This window comes from Neolewinella sp., assembly GCF_965214665.1.
Classification (GTDB): domain Bacteria; phylum Bacteroidota; class Bacteroidia; order Chitinophagales; family Saprospiraceae; genus Neolewinella.
Genome location: NZ_OZ243970.1, coordinates 1,001,024 through 1,017,734 on the forward strand (window position 1 = coordinate 1,001,024; position 16,711 = coordinate 1,017,734).

General features: G+C 53.6%; 16 protein-coding genes and 1 pseudogene. 13 read left to right on the forward strand and 4 right to left on the reverse strand.

Annotation, left to right across the window (positions count from 1 at the left end; genetic code table 11):
• Nucleotides 1-76 precede the first annotated feature (76 nt).
• The 8 genes from ACOOHD_RS04510 (at nt 77) to ACOOHD_RS04545 (ending at nt 6,646) form a co-directional block, all read left to right on the forward strand.
• Nucleotides 77-244 (forward strand): hypothetical protein, encoded by a 168-nt coding sequence (locus ACOOHD_RS04510; protein ID WP_420460376.1) that lies wholly within the window; start codon nt 77-79, stop codon nt 242-244.
• Nucleotides 245-622: 378 nt separating this feature from the next.
• Entirely contained in the window at nt 623-1,486 is an 864-nt protein-coding gene (locus ACOOHD_RS04515) for a helix-turn-helix domain-containing protein (RefSeq protein ID WP_420460377.1), read from the forward strand.
• 227 nt (nt 1,487-1,713) lie between these two features.
• The gene (locus ACOOHD_RS04520; protein ID WP_420460378.1) at nt 1,714-2,061 is read left to right on the forward strand and encodes a cupin domain-containing protein; all 348 of its coding nucleotides are present in this window, start codon (nt 1,714-1,716) and stop codon (nt 2,059-2,061) included.
• Nucleotides 2,062-2,127: 66 nt separating this feature from the next.
• On the forward strand, nt 2,128-3,183 hold the full coding sequence (locus tag ACOOHD_RS04525) for an alpha/beta hydrolase (RefSeq protein WP_420460379.1): 1,056 nt from the start codon (nt 2,128-2,130) through the stop codon (nt 3,181-3,183).
• Nucleotides 3,184-3,590: 407 nt separating this feature from the next.
• Complete coding sequence (gene tnpA, locus ACOOHD_RS04530; RefSeq protein ID WP_420460380.1) at nt 3,591-3,896, forward strand: IS66 family insertion sequence element accessory protein TnpA; 306 nt, start codon at nt 3,591-3,593, stop codon at nt 3,894-3,896.
• Nucleotides 3,889-4,245, forward strand: coding sequence for an IS66 family insertion sequence element accessory protein TnpB (gene tnpB, locus ACOOHD_RS04535; RefSeq protein WP_420460381.1), 357 nt, complete (start codon nt 3,889-3,891; stop codon nt 4,243-4,245). The genes tnpA and tnpB overlap by 8 nt, the downstream gene beginning before the upstream one ends.
• A gap of 30 nt (nt 4,246-4,275) precedes the next feature.
• On the forward strand, nt 4,276-5,808 hold the full coding sequence (tnpC, locus tag ACOOHD_RS04540) for an IS66 family transposase (RefSeq protein WP_420460382.1): 1,533 nt from the start codon (nt 4,276-4,278) through the stop codon (nt 5,806-5,808).
• A gap of 289 nt (nt 5,809-6,097) precedes the next feature.
• On the forward strand, nt 6,098-6,646 hold the full coding sequence (locus tag ACOOHD_RS04545; RefSeq protein ID WP_420460383.1) for a hypothetical protein: 549 nt from the start codon (nt 6,098-6,100) through the stop codon (nt 6,644-6,646).
• Between the two features lie 62 nt (nt 6,647-6,708).
• Here the strand turns inward: ACOOHD_RS04545 and ACOOHD_RS04550 are convergent, their stop codons facing one another.
• From ACOOHD_RS04550 to ACOOHD_RS04565, 4 genes are all read right to left on the reverse strand, one after another.
• Nucleotides 6,709-8,256 (reverse strand): hypothetical protein, encoded by a 1,548-nt coding sequence (locus tag ACOOHD_RS04550; RefSeq protein ID WP_420460384.1) that lies wholly within the window; start codon nt 8,254-8,256, stop codon nt 6,709-6,711.
• The gene (locus tag ACOOHD_RS04555) at nt 8,253-9,497 is read right to left on the reverse strand and encodes a hypothetical protein (RefSeq protein WP_420460385.1); all 1,245 of its coding nucleotides are present in this window, start codon (nt 9,495-9,497) and stop codon (nt 8,253-8,255) included. Before ACOOHD_RS04555 ends, ACOOHD_RS04550 begins: the two co-directional genes overlap by 4 nt.
• A gap of 731 nt (nt 9,498-10,228) precedes the next feature.
• Complete coding sequence (locus ACOOHD_RS04560; protein WP_420460386.1) at nt 10,229-11,701, reverse strand: ATP-binding protein; 1,473 nt, start codon at nt 11,699-11,701, stop codon at nt 10,229-10,231.
• Between the two features lie 29 nt (nt 11,702-11,730).
• On the reverse strand, nt 11,731-12,444 hold the full coding sequence (locus ACOOHD_RS04565; protein ID WP_420460387.1) for a response regulator transcription factor: 714 nt from the start codon (nt 12,442-12,444) through the stop codon (nt 11,731-11,733).
• A 351-nt stretch (nt 12,445-12,795) separates the two neighbouring features.
• On the opposite strand from ACOOHD_RS04565, the gene ACOOHD_RS04570 reads away from it, so the two are divergent.
• From ACOOHD_RS04570 to ACOOHD_RS04590, 5 genes and pseudogenes are all read left to right on the forward strand, one after another.
• Nucleotides 12,796-13,338: a hypothetical protein gene (locus ACOOHD_RS04570; protein ID WP_420460388.1), complete on the forward strand. Its 543-nt coding sequence runs from the start codon at nt 12,796-12,798 to the stop codon at nt 13,336-13,338.
• Between the two features lie 550 nt (nt 13,339-13,888).
• Nucleotides 13,889-14,209, forward strand: a pseudogene (locus tag ACOOHD_RS04575) (alpha/beta hydrolase); the annotation flags it as partial.
• A gap of 122 nt (nt 14,210-14,331) precedes the next feature.
• Nucleotides 14,332-14,781 (forward strand): alpha/beta hydrolase fold domain-containing protein, encoded by a 450-nt coding sequence (locus ACOOHD_RS04580; protein WP_420460389.1) that lies wholly within the window; start codon nt 14,332-14,334, stop codon nt 14,779-14,781.
• Nucleotides 14,782-14,844: 63 nt separating this feature from the next.
• Entirely contained in the window at nt 14,845-15,669 is an 825-nt protein-coding gene (locus ACOOHD_RS04585; protein WP_420460390.1) for a ZIP family metal transporter, read from the forward strand.
• Between the two features lie 245 nt (nt 15,670-15,914).
• Complete coding sequence (locus ACOOHD_RS04590) at nt 15,915-16,688, forward strand: SDR family oxidoreductase (protein WP_420460391.1); 774 nt, start codon at nt 15,915-15,917, stop codon at nt 16,686-16,688.
• The last annotated feature ends 23 nt before the right edge of the window (nt 16,689-16,711 follow it).

Below are 16,711 nucleotides of genomic sequence, written 5' to 3' on the forward strand. Positions count from 1 at the left end.
CGAAGTTTCCCATAATTTATATTATGTTAAGTAGGCTGGACAATAGCCTCTCCTATCGGATCAACATCACCAAATTATGCAGCACCTCCACGACCCCGTCCAGGTAGCGAACCTCCACCGAGTAGAGGTAGGCAACCGACGGGCGCGCGGCTCCGTCCTGCGTCATCAGGTCGGCCAGGAGTCCGCCCCATTGATCAAAAATCCGCAGCCGCTCGATCGCCACCACTTCCCGGCCGGCGTATGAGCGCAGGCGGTCGTTGGTACCGTCCCCTGCAGGAATGAAGGCGGAAGGAAGGTAGCCGCGAAATGCATTTTTTTAATCCTGGAGTTTCATGGTGGATCTAATTGTCCTAACAAGCAGCGTTGCCGCTGCGCGGGGTGAGGGAACCGCGGAGGAACAGAGATGCGCTAGGTCTCGCCGAGCCGCCCTGAAGGTGAGTACTGCGTCCACTATTCCGCGAGATTCAGTGACCTGTGGGGGGCTGGGTAAGAATATACAACACAACGGCGTACGCCCAGCACAGCACGGTCCGGAATTTATCGTACATTAAGAACCGTCCGACTACAATCGTCCGGGCTTCAACGATAGGCCCTCACCGTTCTACATAGCAAGAAACAGCTTATGATTACTGCAGCAGAGGATGGCCAAACCACGCTCAAGCTCACGAACGCGTCCAGTCGGATCCGCGACTATACGCTGGCTTATTCCAGCATGGATATTCGCGTCGGCAAGGAGTTCACCACCGTATTTCCCAGGACGGGATTCTTGATCTTCAGTTTCATTACGGGCACCGATTTTGTTAGTCGGTTCGTCAATTACGACCAATCGGTTGCCCGCCCCAACCATCTCTATATCTGCGGCTTGCTCTCGCAAAGCTCGCTGATCGTGCGACAAACTGGAACCGGAGGGGGCTACGCCATGAAGATCCACCCGGTGATTGGCTATTACCTGCTCCGACAGCCGATGTCCGCCTTAGTCGACCGGCAGATCAGGCTGTGCAACGTGATAGCGGATAACGGGAGTTTGCTGGACCGCATGGAATCAACGTACCACATCGATTCCTTCGATCACCCCGAGATGCGGCGCTTCCTGCGTCGGTCGTTACCCCCCAAGGCTGCCTACCAGGCGGACCCCATTTACCACGCCGTCAACGAAATTGCCGAGCACAACGGAATCGTCGACGTACACCGGATGGCACGGCGGTACTTCATGAGCGAACGCACCTTTCACCGGCAATTTTTAATAAAGGTGGGGCTTCCCCCAAAGGCCTACGCCAAAATCTGGCAGATCAGGTATGCTATGGAATTAATCAAAAAACGTCCTGACACTTGCCTGGAGCAGATATCCTACACGGCGGGGTACTACGACGTAGCTCACCTGGCCAGAGATTTCAAAGCTAAGGTGTCGCTGCCGCCCTCGCGGCACCAGGGTTTCCTCAACCCACTATCTCAGCAGTACTTGGGGGCATCCCCGGCCTTGCTATAATGTCCGATTTGTACAGTATCCGCCGGTAGGGGTGCGCTTACCTTTCGCCTATTCGATGGAATCCTCCACGCTACCGACGTAAACGGGACAGGGGTAACCGTCCAGGCGGTAAAAATCATCCTATGTATACGCTACCATCACTGAGATACAGCGCCTTTGTGGGCATACTGGCTATTATTAGCGGCTGTGCTGAATCGTCGGCCCAGCCCGAAGCAGTCAACGCACCAGTGACCACATCCGCAGAATCCGCCCCTACGGAGTACGACCGAAATAAGGGATTGGACCGTATTCATCCGAAAGCGGTGCAGCTGCTCGGTGACACCTTTGGAATCGTCATGTACGAATCGGTTTTGCAACCCGGGGATTCCGTGGTGTGGCACGAACATCCTTACCACACGGTGTACGTACTCGAAGGGGGTAGCCTCACCGTCTACTTCGAGGACATGGAACCTCAGCCTTTCGAACTCCCGAAGGGGGCCGCCCTCATTCAACCGCCACTCGGAGACATGGCGGTCAATACCGGGGAAACCAGCGTGCGTCTGCTTACACACGACCTGTATTCACTCAATCCGTAGCTATGGTCTTGTATATCCGCTAGTCAATCACCCGAACGGCAGGCCCTTTACCGTAAATATAAAATCATGAAAGTATTGTTCCTGGTCTTCATCGTGGCGGTCGCGGCAGACGCCGGTTACGGCCAAGCGGCTGAGGGTACCATAGTGGTCGACCACCTGTATTCCGCCCGGCTGGAAAACCAGGCAGGTGAGGATCCTACCCGCAGGGTGACCGTTTATTTGCCCCCCGGTTACGACAGTAGCGGGCTACGCTATCCGGTCATCTACTACCTGCACGGCTTCACCTGGAGCGATAGCCTGATGATAGCCGATGATAAGTTCGACCGGCTGCTCGACGAAGCCATTGCCACGCACCGGATCCGACCCGTGATCGTCGTTATGCCGGATCAACATACGCGGTTCCGGGGCAGCTTCTACACGAACTCCTCTTTTACCGGCGACTGGGCGGACTTCACCGGGCAAGACCTCGTTGAATACATTGACCGCACCTACCGCACCATTCCGTCCGGAAGCAGCCGGGGAGTCGCCGGTCATTCGATGGGGGGGCAGGGGGCAATTAAAATGGGGATGCTGTTTCCCGGGGTATTCTCGTCCGTCTATGCACTGTCCCCCGCTGTGCTGGACGTGATCACCGAAGAATACGGTATCCGGGGTGACGCATACCAGCGCATTAACGACATTTCTACCCGTGAGCAACTCACCAGGGGATGGGACGAATTCGATGCCAATGCCATCATAGCCATCGGACAGGCCTACTCACCGAATCCCGGCAAGCCGCCCTTCTACGCCGACTTTCCGTACACTTACGTTGATGATAGCCTAGTGATCAACTACGATGTCCTACGCACCTGGCAGGAAAAATCCGTCCTCGGAATGGTTGACGAACACGTAGAGCAGTTGCGATCGCTGACGGCCTTGAAATTGGATTGGGGTAGAAACGAGCCAGGCTACCTGATACCCGAAACCTGCCTCCGCTTCAGTAAAATGCTCGAAAATCTGGGTATCGAGCACTACGCGGAATCGTACATCGGCGATCATGGCAACAAATTATGGACCGAAGACGGCCGGGCACTACACGACATGCTGCCGTTTTTCGATAGGTATCTGGAATTTGAAGAGTAGGGCTCGCACCGGCACATTCCTAACGGCCTGAAGATTGGCTTTGGTTAAAAGTTTGGTCCAAAAGTCGCATTTGGTGGAGCGATCTTTTAGCAAGAAGCCGTTTCTGGAATTTCTACTCCGACAAAAAAAGGAGGCCGGAAGTGGCCGGTAAAACCAATGTCCGCGGTTTCCCGTAACTTTGTACTGCGTTAAAGGGGGCGATCCAAGCAGATCGCATTGGATTACATTTATCGGTTCCTTCGACAGATTGGAACTCCGCGCGCCATCCGCGCCATCCTGATCATTTTATTGCTGCTGCTTTCACTTCCCGTTCACTAACGAATGGCTAGGAGTAAGCGTCCGAGCAACCCCGTCTTGCTTAGCCCGTCACCTGAGCGGAGCTTTGCGCTTCACCAACGCACGCAAGCATGCGCCATAGCCCCGCCGCGATCCGGCGCTTTTTGACCCAGCACGCGGCCAGTAGCCACACCATTGCCGCCTTTTGCGCCGACCACGGCCTGAAGGTAGCTACCTTCTATGCCTGGAAAAGGAAGTACGGCCCGCCCGCCGCCGCCACGGTAAGTGGAGGTTTCTATCAGCTCTGCCCCACTGCCCCGACCGGGGCGGCATGGAGCCTGCGCTTACCGAGCGGACTGCGCCTGGAACTCAGTGGGCTCTCCCCCCGGGAGCTGGCCCACCTCCTGCTGGAACTGGAACGCGGTGCCCATGCTTAGCTTCTCTAGCCAGCAGCGGTACTTTTTGTACCGGGGGGTGACCGACATGCGCAAGGGCTTCAACGGGCTGTCGGGACTGGTGCGCGAGCACATCGGGCACGAACTGCTCTCGGGTGATGTGTTTCTCTTTTTAAACAAGCGGCGCGACCGCATCAAGCTACTTGTCTGGGACCGGGATGGCTTTGTCGTGTGGTACAAGGTGCTGGAGCGGGGGACCTTTGAGCTACCGGCTGCAACTGCTGACCGGGACGCTAGTCTAGAGTTAGCCTGGACGGATCTGCAGTTGCTCCTGGAGGGTATTGAACTCACTTCCGTGGTGCACAGAAAAAGATACCGCCGGGCTGCCTAGCTTGGGGGGCGGGGTAGTAGTTTTGGGGTCGTGGAAGCTACGGTATCCCAGGCGGACTACGCGGCGCTGCGCCAGCAAAACGCGGCGCTGCGCCATGAGCTTGATCAGCTCAAGCGGCTGCTCTTTGGGGCGAAGTCCGAGCGCTTTATCCCCACCACTCCGCCCGAGCAGATGGCCCTGTGGGAAGAGCCAAAAACGGAGACCGCGGCGGCGATGGCTTCGGCTTCGGCGGCCGCCCCCGAACAGCAGATCAGCTACCTCAGACGCCGTGCGGCGGTCAAAAAGGCCCACCCCGGCCGGGCCAGCCTGCCCGCCCACCTGCCCGTGGAGGAGATCGTGCTGGAACCGGTCGGGCAAGATATCGCCGGCCTGGAGTGTATCGGCCGCGACATCACCGAGACGCTGGACTACCGGCCGGGCCGCCTGGTCATCATCCGCCGTATCCGACCCAAGTACGCCCGCCCCGCCGCGGCGGCGGATGGCTCCACCGAGGTGATCGTCGCTGAGCTACCGAGCCGGCCGATCGACAAGAGCCTGGCCGAGCCCGGGCTCCTGGCGGAGCTGTGCGTAGCCAAGTATGTGGACCACATGCCGTTCTATCGGCAGATCAAGCGCTTTGCCCGCGACTACCGCTGGGTGGTGGCCGCCTCGACCGTCAACGACTGGTTCGGGGGCACTTGCGGCCTGCTCGAACCCCTCTACCAGGCGCTGCTACGCGCCGTCATCGAAACCGCCACAGCCTACCTACAGGTGGATGAGTCGACCATCCCGGTGCTGGATGCGGCGGACAAAACGGGTAAGACCCACCTGGGCTACCAGTGGGTGTACCGCGATCCCATCTCCGGGCTGGTGCTGTTCGACTACCGCCGGGGCCGGAGTGCGGCCGAGGGCGTGATGCACCGCCTGGCCGACTTTTCGGGCTACCTACAAACGGATGGGTATAAAGCCTACGTCACGTACCTGCGTAAGCATCCCAAGGTCACCGGCGTGAGCTGCCTGGCCCACATCCGGCGTAAGTTCTTCGTGGCCCTCGGACACCACCGCCGCCTGGCCGAGGTGGCCCTAGTTGCCATCGGCTACCTCTACCACGTGGAGGCCCACTGCCGGCGGCGCGGGCGCACCCCCGCCCAGCGCCTGGCCTTACGCCAGCGCCTGTCCCGCCTGGTCTATGTGGGGCTGCTCGACTGGGTGGCTTATGAACAGGCCGGCAACCTTTCCAAGGGGGCCATCGGTCAGGCCCTGCACTACGCTAAGCACGAACTGCCCAAACTGGCCGCCTGCTTCAACGACAACGGACGGCTGGAACTGGACAACAACCTGATCGAGAACTCGATCCGCCCCCTGGCCCTGGGGCGTAAGAACTACCTCTTTGCCGGTTCCCACGCCGGGGCCCAGCGCGCGGCGATGATGTACTCCTTCTTCGCTAGCTGTCAGCACCTGGGGGTCAACCCCCGGGAGTGGCTCACCGATGTACTAACCCGCCTGCCCGACCACCCCGTTAACCGGCTGCGGGAGCTGCTGCCCGATCAGTGGGCGGCGGCGCAGGACCTAAACAAGACGTAGTTGCTCGGACGCTTACGAACAAATGCAGCATGAACTTGCGCTGACTGGTGCCGATGTGGGGAAGTTGTTGTAATATTGAATCAGCGAGGAGTTCCATCTTCGTGGGGTAGGCCATGATCTTCATGGTGTGGTAATCAACAAGATAGGGCTTACCCGCTTTTGTCTTGATCAGAGGCTAAAAAGCCACGGGCCATTGTGTTTAGTCACCTTTAAGATAGTGACCTTGCTCGGGCTGCCGCTTTTAGCCAGGTCAGACCATTACTTTTGATACACTGCCAATTACTAAACTATGTTTAAGGAGCTTCTAACACTATTGTCGTCGATCGTGGGCACGATTGGAAAAGCAGCGTCCTTTACAAAGTCGCAGCGTGATCAATATTACGAGGTCATGAATGAAACCTATTTACTGCTTAACACGACTGTAAACATGGTGATTGTACACACAAATGATGTTCTTCTCGTTGAAGACGAAGCAGAATTCAGAAATCGAGTAAAACAGTTAGACGTGTACCCCAAGTGGCTTGAGATCGAGAGAAAACTCAATTTATGCCACGGGTTGAGTCGTGCTGTGTCAAGAACTAAGTCGTTAAAAAAATCTTTGGCTGGCAAAATCAGTACCCAGGACTGGCAAAGACTAGTGACCCATATGGAAAAAGTCCTAAGTGATGAGGGTGAATTAGCGGGTATGATCAGTCGAAAATTTTATGATATCAGTTCATCTGCTGAACAGACCGAACATCAAAAATTGAGGGAACAACTTTACGATTTTAGGCAAAATTTAATCACTGAACGTCATGCTTTAATACAGCAAGAAATGAAAATACACGAGATTATTTAGAGTCGCTCATTCTTGGACGCAGCAGTGGGAAACCTAAAACTATAAATGTTGTTAGAATCCTTTCAATCAATTACTGGAGTAGTTGACATTCTGTTTAATAGCTTTCTAAAGAACCTTCCTGATTTATTTTTGAAATTGGAACTTTTGTTTTTGATTCCGCTTGTACCTCCAAGCTTTCCGGGATAGGATCGAACGCCGAGGTCATCCAAAGTACTATGAGCATAAATATTTTGATTCAAAGAAAAAGGCGTTATTTCTACTGTTTTGTCAAAAACTCGACTATCTCCTTGATTGGGGGGAAGACTATTAATGTATATTCCATCGTCGGAAGTTTCGTCTTCCACATCAACAAAGTGCTCTAATACCGCTACCAACACAATTACAGGCCATAATGGAATTACGGCTAGGCTTATGTACTCGTAGCCAGTCCGAAACAGTAGGCGTGTGTTTACGACATCATGGTTACCAACCGATGTGTAAGTAGCGTGACTGCCAAGAGCTACCCAAACCACAGCATCTTCTTTTGCATGAGCGGCTGCCAATTCCTTGTATTCATCCAATCCTTGGTATTCCTCGTGTACTGAGGTAATAATGGATAGTGGCTTGACATCTAAAGCTACAGGCTCCGGGGCTGAAAAGGTGGCTTCAACTTCTAGATGGTCAAAAACCAAGCAGCAGCCTTCCAAATCACCTTCGTGGTAGTTTGTGAACAGATTGTTTCCATACTCTTGCCAATTACTGTAAGCGTAATAAAAGTGAAATTCCAGAAATGCATGACGCGTTAAAATTACCCAAGCATGGTTATTAAATTTGTATCCATCAGGTAACCGATTTAGGATGATTTGAAAATTTTGATCGCCGCCAGATTTTTTGGCAGTAATAAGCTCTAATAGTATCGATCGAGCCAACCCTCTACTAATAGGAACAATATTTGGAGGTATTGGTGGAAAAAAGAGTTTAGTAATGTCAAAACCTCCCCGGATTTTGTCTCTTATCTTAGGATAATCAACCTCGTTGTCGACCAGTAACTCGTGTTGTAGGAGGTCAATGAGTACCTTGTATTCAGCAATAATTTTTATGGGATGACGAGGCTGAAAAGGATCTTCACCTGTTGGGGTAGAATTACCTTTTATTGTGTTTGTGGAAGCAAAGAAGAAGTCCGACCCAGTTTTGCCGTTTCCATGAGAAACTTCGGCATCCTCGTTTATAGCATCGTTGAATAACTCAGTCAAAATCTGTTCCCCGTTTGAAAGTACTTTTTGAGTACGTCGATATTCATACTCACGAGCACCATCGCGGAGTGGCAGAAGGGGACCGTCTATCTTCAATACTTGAGGCACAAATTTCTCGTATACTGCTAGCCCATCCTTGCCAACACGTACCGTGAACTTGTATTTATCCTGCTCATTTTGAGGACGTGCCGCAAATCCAGATCCGGGAAGGACAAAGTAGTCATTCAAGGAAATTGGATGGTACTTTTCTTTTTCATGAAACCTAATCTCAGGCAACCATGCCTTTGCCAAAAGCTCCACCTGCTCATGCGAAAGTGATCCTGTTAGATTGAATTTACTTTCTGCGGCAAAATCAATTATTATATCAGCTTTACTCATAGCGAGGGAGGGTTAGGTTCACGAATTAACTTGTCGGCGTCTTGAAAAAAGCTATAGATGAGTTTCGATCGTATATCTAAATGGTCAAAATAAACTTGCCTATATTCTTTACATAAGTTGTTTTCCTTGATTGTGTTAACCGTGAGACGGTGGATGAGCGCATTATACTCCTGGGGCATGTTGGTTTTCATCACAATTAAAAAATCACGTAATCGTAACAATAAAGTATTAGCATTAGTCTGATCTGGATCATTTAGAAAAGCGACAAATACTAACCCCATAGCTTTTGCTTTTAAGTGTGCATCTTTGGCAATCATTGTAATAGCAATAGACGAATCACCGCTTTGCCAATTCTTAGTGTATTTTTGACTGAAAGCAGCCATAAAATTTCGAAGCTCATAGGTTACCATGACTTGATTTCTTCTAAACCTCGCTATACACTCGTCGGGAATTTTCGGTGCCTTTACAGGATGAGGTATTGCTTCCGCTAGAGTAACAGTGGCACTATCTTTCTGCAATACTTTTACCTTAAGCAAGGTAAAATCATACATCACAGAATCTAAATGATCAAATTCTGGTGGAACTCCTCTTCCGACAACAATTTCACTCACGTTTATAATCCTGCCCAAAGCAAAGTCGTTTTTGAATAGGACTAACTTTTGGTCTATCCAGACTTTCAATTGCCCGTTGGGTAACCAGCGAATTTCTAAATCAAAGAACAGCGTATCACTTTTCGGCAGATCAACAGCATACTTTGTATCAAAATTTTCTCCAATAGAAACTTTGAGATGCTTTCCAGTTCTTACGGTATCAAAGCTTACATCAACCTTGAATTGATCTAAGTCTATTAATGTAATCATACCCAAAAGAAACCCGATTGGCGGAAGGCCTCTTATCGGTCGCGGGCCTGCCCCTATTCTCCCAAGTCTTCCTCCTCCTCTTGGTGCCTCTTCAGGCTCTTGTGGCTGTGTTACTGGGTGAGCTTCGAAGAACTGTCTGTTAATATGCGGAACCTTGAGGTTACCTTTCAGTGAGACCCCTATAACATCATTTAGGTCGTCCGCGGGAATAAAACGGAACCAATTTTTATTGTGATTGATTCGCACAGAGTAATTACGCATGGCATCCGCAACCATCGTAGGTGGTACAGGCGAGGTTTCAAACTGACCACTAGTAGAATGATAATTCGTCAGATTTGAATCGGGAAATTTATGCAGCATTAAGGTAGACCAAGGTGTCATGTGCTTATGTTTATTGATCGTAGACTCTATGACCAACCGAAAAGGTGTGCTATGAGGTTCCTAACTAAATAATCATCAAAAAATTAGCATACAGTTCGTACCTACGATCTGCTTAAAATAGGAGTTTCCAACTTGGAAAACAAATAAATATTTTTAATATGCATTCCTTGCTTTAGAATCTTCGGGGCAGTCAGGTCAAGTAGTTGACGGAGCTCCCGGACTTCACTAGTCAGTTGATCATTTGCTATCTGCAAACTATCGCAGGACTGGCCGGCCGAATCGTCCGGACAAAGGACGATGGCCAGTAAAAACAAAGCGGTAGTGATTTTCATCGTTAGATTGTTAGACAACCAGCTCGGTCGCGATGTTTGTCATTGGTTCCTTCCCAGTTTTCAGGATGGTTCGCGCACCCAACAAGGTACTGAATCCGCTAAGATCCATGTGATGTACGCTCGGTAACCCTACCTAGAGAGTTCAAAAATCACCAACAGCGCCAGGAGTGAAAGAAGAAGCGTAGGACACATCATCTTTCTTTTCTAGGTGGCCTTCGGTCTATGCATTATGGACATCTAATTATCCTTATGTTAAGTAGAGTCGAGAGGGGCTCCCCTTTCTAGCTCCAAACTTGGACGTTTAGCGTTAACTGACCATCCGGTAACAGATGACGGGGTAAATCATAAGGTTACCGGTGGTAGCCTTCCCTTCCCCATTCGCCGCGAAGCTGCTTAGCCCTACTGGGTCGGCAGCTCAAAAATGAAGCTGGTCCCCTTTTCTTTCCGACTGCGGACATGAATGGGCTGGCCGTGAAGCTCCAGTATCTTCTTCACGATGGCGAGCCCCAGGCCGGCCCCCTGATTTACGTGCTTGGTTCCCCCTGCCTTTTGGTAACGGTCAAAAATGTATGGCTGCTCCTCCTCCGATATTCCCGGCCCAGTATTCGACACGGTGATTTCCACTCCCCGGTCGGTAGGCCGAATTTTTAACACCACCTCCCCACCCGCTGGAGTAAACTTAAACGCGTTGTCCATCAAGTTATTCAGTACGCGCTCTACCAACCCCAGATCGGCAAAAATTAAGGGCAGATCGCGGGTCACATCAACCGTGACCCTAAGGTGCTTCTTTTCCGCCAGTAAGTTGAACTTCATGGCTACGTCCTGGGCCAGTTCCCCGACATGGAAGACCTCCTTCTGTGGTTCCACCTGTTTGGCTTCCAATTTGGAATATTCAAACAACTGACTGATGAGCCGTCCGAGCCGATTGGAACTCGCCAGGATGGTCTGCAGGTAGTTCGTTCGCTGGTCGGCAGGCATACCCTCGTGTTTCATTAGGAGGGTTTCCACAAATCCCTGCAACACGGATACGGGTGTACGCAGATCGTGTGAAATGTTCGCCACCAGCTCCCGGCGAAGTCGATCTACCGATTTCATTTCGTCAATATGCTGCGTGATCTGGTCCGCCATCTCGTTGAAGGTTGCGGCGATTGAACGGAAGTCACCCACCCGGTCGGTGTCGATGCGGCTGTTGTGATCCGCATCACGAAATCGTCGAATGCCTTCGACCACCGTGCGCAAGTGACGCGTGAGGTAGCGTAAGCCTACCAAGCCCCCCACGAAGGCCACAAGCAAACTCAGAAAAAACAGATTGGTTCCCAGACGGCGTACGTAGCCTCCGAAAAATTCCGCCGATACCGCCTGTTGCTCCTCGCCGCTCAGGATGATGTACACATATCCCTCTAGACTATCTACTTCGTTGCGAATTTCGGCTGCGCTAAAGATGTTTTGCTCCTCTGGGTGACGGGGATCATCTCCCTTCACGAACGGGCGAATTCCTTTCGCGGTCCCGGTAATGAATTGATGTACCGGAGCGAGGTCGATCCGGTCCAGTTGCACGCGCTTATTCGGTGCTACGTACGTTATGATCCGACCGTCCGGCCGCAGCAGGTAAACCTCGACGCTGGGGTTGATGACCATCATCGAATGCATTATGTCCTGGATCTCCATGGTATCTACTTCCCCGTTCACCAAGGGCGTGACCATGGCAACCGTATGGTCCGCTATTCCTCCGTAGAGGTGTTGGTTAACCTCCGCGGCATAATCCTCCTGAATGTAAGCGGTGATGGCCACGTAAGCTATCCCAACGATCACGAGCAGCAACAACACAAACCCGGAGAGCTTTATGAGTAAACTATTTTCCGGAGATGGCATGACAGATAAATTAATCTGAGAGCGACGGTTTAGTAGTCCACTTTTTCGCTGAAGTGGTAACCTACCCCCCAATCCGTAAGGATATATGTTGGATGTTGCGCGTCGGGCTCAATCTTGGCCCGCAACCGGTTGATGTGACTATTGACTGTATGATCATAACCACCGAAATCGTACCCCCATACCAGGTTCAGAATTTGGGCGCGAGCATAGCATTTTCCGGGTTTCGAGGCAAGCAGCGCGAGTAATTCAAATTCCTTTGGTGACAGCTCGATACGCCGATCGGCAATGGTGACCTTGCGTTTGTCCAGATCGATGGCCAACTCACCATACCGGTATGCCGACCCGGCGGCGTGCTCGCCGGTATGGCTGCGCGTCCGTTCCATGCGGCGGAAGATGACCCTCACTCGGGCGATGAATTCCCGTACAGAAAATGGCTTAGTGAGATAGTCATCGGCTCCCATTTCCAGGCCCAGCACCTTATCGATCTCCTCCGACCGCGCCGTCAACATCAGGACAGGCGTGTAGACTTCTTTGGCCCGTAGGTGACGACAAATCTCCGTACCATCCAATCCCGGTAGCCCGACATCCAGAACAATCAGGTCAAATCGTCCAGCAAGTCCGAGCCGGAGTCCCTCGTGGCCATCCCCGGTAGACGTTACCCGGCAGTCAAGGTCGGTCAGATGTATGCGGAGGAGTTCTACGATATCTTGATCGTCTTCCACGACGAGTGCTGATTTATCCATACCCCCTAAAGTACCGCTTTCCACCCCATAATTTATCACGAAACTCTCACCATACCATTACGGATTTCTCAGGGTGCCTACGCCACGGACCGCCAGTGGAACCGCAACACCGAGATGCTGCCCGTACCCTACCCTACCCCGCCGGGTAGCCGTGGCAATCAGGGGCCCCGCCCCGATACCTTAAGAAAATGCGGTAAATGGTGCAACATGGGTAGACTAATTTATCCGTACCTTAGGTGCAACGCGCAGTAGCATTTGTAACGGATCGCCGCTTGCCGCCACCGAACAAGACCGCCGAAAATCTTTATCCGTTCCGGAATCACCTAGTCTCATTCTTTAACTGCTGCACCCATGTCCATTACGAACGCACCTTCTCCTACCGTACCCTCAATCGTCAGGGAATGGGTACACGCCAATCCAATGCCCACGCTGCTCATCACTAAGGACCTGCAGCTGCTGGCGGTAAACGATGCGTTCACGAAGTTGCTGACTCAGCTGGCGCTAGGAGTCAAGGAACTGCTGCGCGGTCACCTTTCCGAAGATGGATCAGTGCATGCCCCGGGCGTCGATTTATTTACCCATCTGGAAAAAGGAAACTGTGCCGTCCGCTACCTTACCGTGGGCGAACACGAGCACTATACCTTTCACTTGATCAAGCTGGATCTGTCCGCCTGTAACTCCTGCATATGCTGTATGCTGGTACCAAACGGGGAGTCGTGGAACAGTCATCCCACCGAGTTTCTTTCCTTTGAGGAAAATCAGCGCAGCTACCTTACGTGCGTGCTTCAGCGCACTGACGGGAAGGTAAGCGGGCAGGGTGGAGCGGCTGAAATACTGAAGATGCATCCCCAGACGCTCTTTAGTAAGATGAAGAAGTTGGGCCTTAAGCGGTAGGCAACGGCGCTGGTGGCCCTCACCGGCAAATAAAGTTTGCGGGGACGCGGGTGCAAGGGCATTGCGGGAACGGCGATGTCAGTCCTATCAACGGATCAAACTGCCAGTTTCCGCAAATAAAATTCACAAGACCGAGCACCGAATGCACAACATTGGGAGAATCTGGCCGTTTCTGCTCAAATATCAGTAAAAACGGCATGGAATCTGGTTTCAGGATTGGCACGTTCAGAGACCGGTACTGCAAATCCTTTTCCCCCCAATTTGATCTCGAATGAAGTACTTATCCTTAAACTTGATTATTACTTTTAGCGAAACGCGCATATCCCGATTCGTCGTACTAGCCGGAATAGCCGCGCTGCTGACCGGTTCGCTGACCTCCTGTGGTGAAGATGACGACTTCAATCCGTTCACGGGGGATGAGCTGATTCAGCCTACCGGCCCCAAACCCAGCTACGCTCCCAATATGGATGACCAGATGTGGGCCGTGATCGAGCAGTTCGTGGCCTTTGGTGATCCGCCACTACCTACCCTTACGGCCCGGCAGGCCCGCATGACCCACAGTGTGACCGACGCGGTCAACACGCTGCTGGCGAAGAATAACCTTTCGGCTCCCGCGCCCGCCGTTACGACCGATCAGCGCGTACTGCCGCCGAACTACACGCCGGGCTCGGCACCCGACGGAGTACCCGTGCGTATCTACACCCCTACGGCAGCGGCTACGGGTGCCCGCCCCGGGATCGTTTACTACCACGGCGGCGGCTGGGTCATTGGCTCCCTGGAGGTGTACGAACCCTCGGCGCAGGCTCTGGCCGAGCGCACCGGGGCGGTGGTCGTGTCGGTAGACTACCGATTAGCTTCGGAGACCATGAATAAATTTCCGGCTGCCCACGAAGACGCCTACGCCGCCTATAAATGGGTACGTGATAGCGCGCTGCCAGTATTGGTATCGATTCCGCAAGGATTGCGACGGCCGGCGAAAGCGCGGGCGGCAACATGGCTGCCGCCGTATGTCTGCTGGCTAGGGATCGCGGTGTTACCCTGCCCGTCCATCAGTTGCTGGTGTATCCCGTGGCCAATAACGATCTTAACACGGCCTCTTACCAGGAATACGCCAATGCCCAGCCGCTGAATAAGCCCAACGTGATCTACTTCACCGAGCTCTACTTCAATTCACCGGCCGATGGTGATAACCCCCTGATCTCACTCGTAGATGAGGCCAACCTGAGCGGCCTGCCACCCGCCACCATCATCGCGGCCGAGATCGATCCGCTACAGACCGAAGGTAGGTTGCTGGCCGACCGGCTCGAAGCCGCCGGGGTCACCACCACCTACCAGCTCTACCCCGGCACGACCCACGAGTTTTTCGGGACCTATGCCGTGGTACCGCCAGCCGACAAGGCACAGGATTTTGCCGCCGACCAGCTTAGGGCCGCGTTTCAGTAGCACTAAGTTAGACTCATCAAACAATCTGCCGTAGCCGGGGTATTAGCAGCCTAAGTCCCCGCTATGTTCGATACCATTATCAGCTACCTGGAGTCCATCGACCCCATCTTAGCTGCCCTGTACGCCTCTCTCTTTACCTGGATCCTGACCGCCCTCGGTGCAGCGCTCGTGTTTCCCTTTCGGGGCATGAATCGTACGCTGCTCGATGGCGCCCTGGGCTTTACTGGTGGAGTGATGGTGGCCGCCTCCTTCTGGAGTCTGCTGGCGCCGGGCATCGAGATGAGTCCGGGGGAGGGCTTTGTGAAGGTGATCCCGGCGGCAGTGGGATTTGGAAGCGGGGCGCTGTTCATCTTCGGCCTCGATAAGGTACTACCCCACCTACACCTATTTAACAAAATCGAGGAGGCGGAGGGCCTCAGCTCGCCCTGGCGGCGCACTACCCTTCTGGTGCTGGCGATCACGCTGCATAACATTCCGGAGGGACTGGCCGTGGGGGTGCTCTTCGGTGGCGTGGCGGCCGGTATGCCAGGGGCTTCAATCGGGGCGGCCGTGGCGCTGGCCATCGGGATCGGCATTCAAAACTTTCCGGAGGGACTGGCCGTGTCGATGCCACTGCGTCGGCAGGGGGTGAGTCCGTTCAAGAGCTGGTGGTATGGACAGCTTTCGGCGGCGGTGGAACCCGTGGCGGCGGTGACCGGCGCCGTGGCCGTGACGTTCTTTACGCCGGTGCTGCCCTACGCGCTGGCCTTCGCGGCCGGGGCCATGATCTTCGTGGTGATCGAGGAGGTGGTGCCCGAAACGCAGCTGGAAGCAAACACGGACGTCGCTACCCTTGGCTTCGTACTGGGCTTCATCGTGATGATGACCCTCGACGTGGGGCTGGGGTAAAAAAAAAGGCGCGCAGCACGGGTTTCGTGCTGCGCGCGGAAGTGTTTGTAAATAGCGTCTCAATCTAGAATACACAGTCCCATGGTAAGGACCAAAATAGCCGTTGGTATAGGGAAGTGAAGCCTCCCATAACCGATCGCTACAAAGATGGTGTACCTACACTAGTTAGGGTAGAAAAATCCACGCAGTCCGTGGTAAATTCCAATCAAAGGCAGCGCTTCCGCCAAAAACCACTAGGTTGCGGCATGGAAATCAACGCTAAGACAGCCCTCATCACCGGCGGGGCCTCGGGACTCGGAGAGGCTACCGCACGGCACTTTCACCGGCTCGGGGCCCGGGTGGCCATCCTAGATCTGAACATGGAGCGGGGGCAGCAAGTAGTAGCTGAACTGGGTAGCGAGCGGGTGGCGTTCTTCGCGGTAGACATCACGGATGGGGCAGCCGTGGAAGCGGTTGTCCATGATGTTGTGGACCGCTTCGGGGCGCTGCACATCTGCTGCAACTTCGCCGGCATTGCCCCGGCCGTAAAGACCATCGGACGCGACGGGCCGGGCGACCTGGAGCTATTCACCAAGGTCATTCAGATCAACCTCATCGGCTCCTTTAACGTAGCGCGCCTGGCCGCCTGGGCGATGGCGAAAAATGAACCGCTGGACGAGGACGGCAGCCGCGGTGTTATTCTCCACACCGCCTCCGTAGCCGCCTACGAAGGCCAAATCGGTCAGGCCGCCTACAGCGCCTCCAAGGGGGGAATTGTGAGTCTGACGCTGACCATGGCGCGTGACCTGGCCCGCAACGGCATCCGCGTCAACGCCATCGCGCCGGGCTTGATCCACACGCCCATGTTCGACGCTTTTCCGCAGGAGGTGTACGACTCGCTGGCCAAGCAGCCCCTCTACCCCGTGCGCCTGGGCAAGCCGGAGGAGGTGGCGCGGCTAGCCCAGTACCTGGTCGAAAACAACTACATGAACGGCGAGTGCGTACGGATGGACGCCGGGATCAGGATGCAGGCGCGCTAGTGTACCGCGTGAGTATCGGTTTA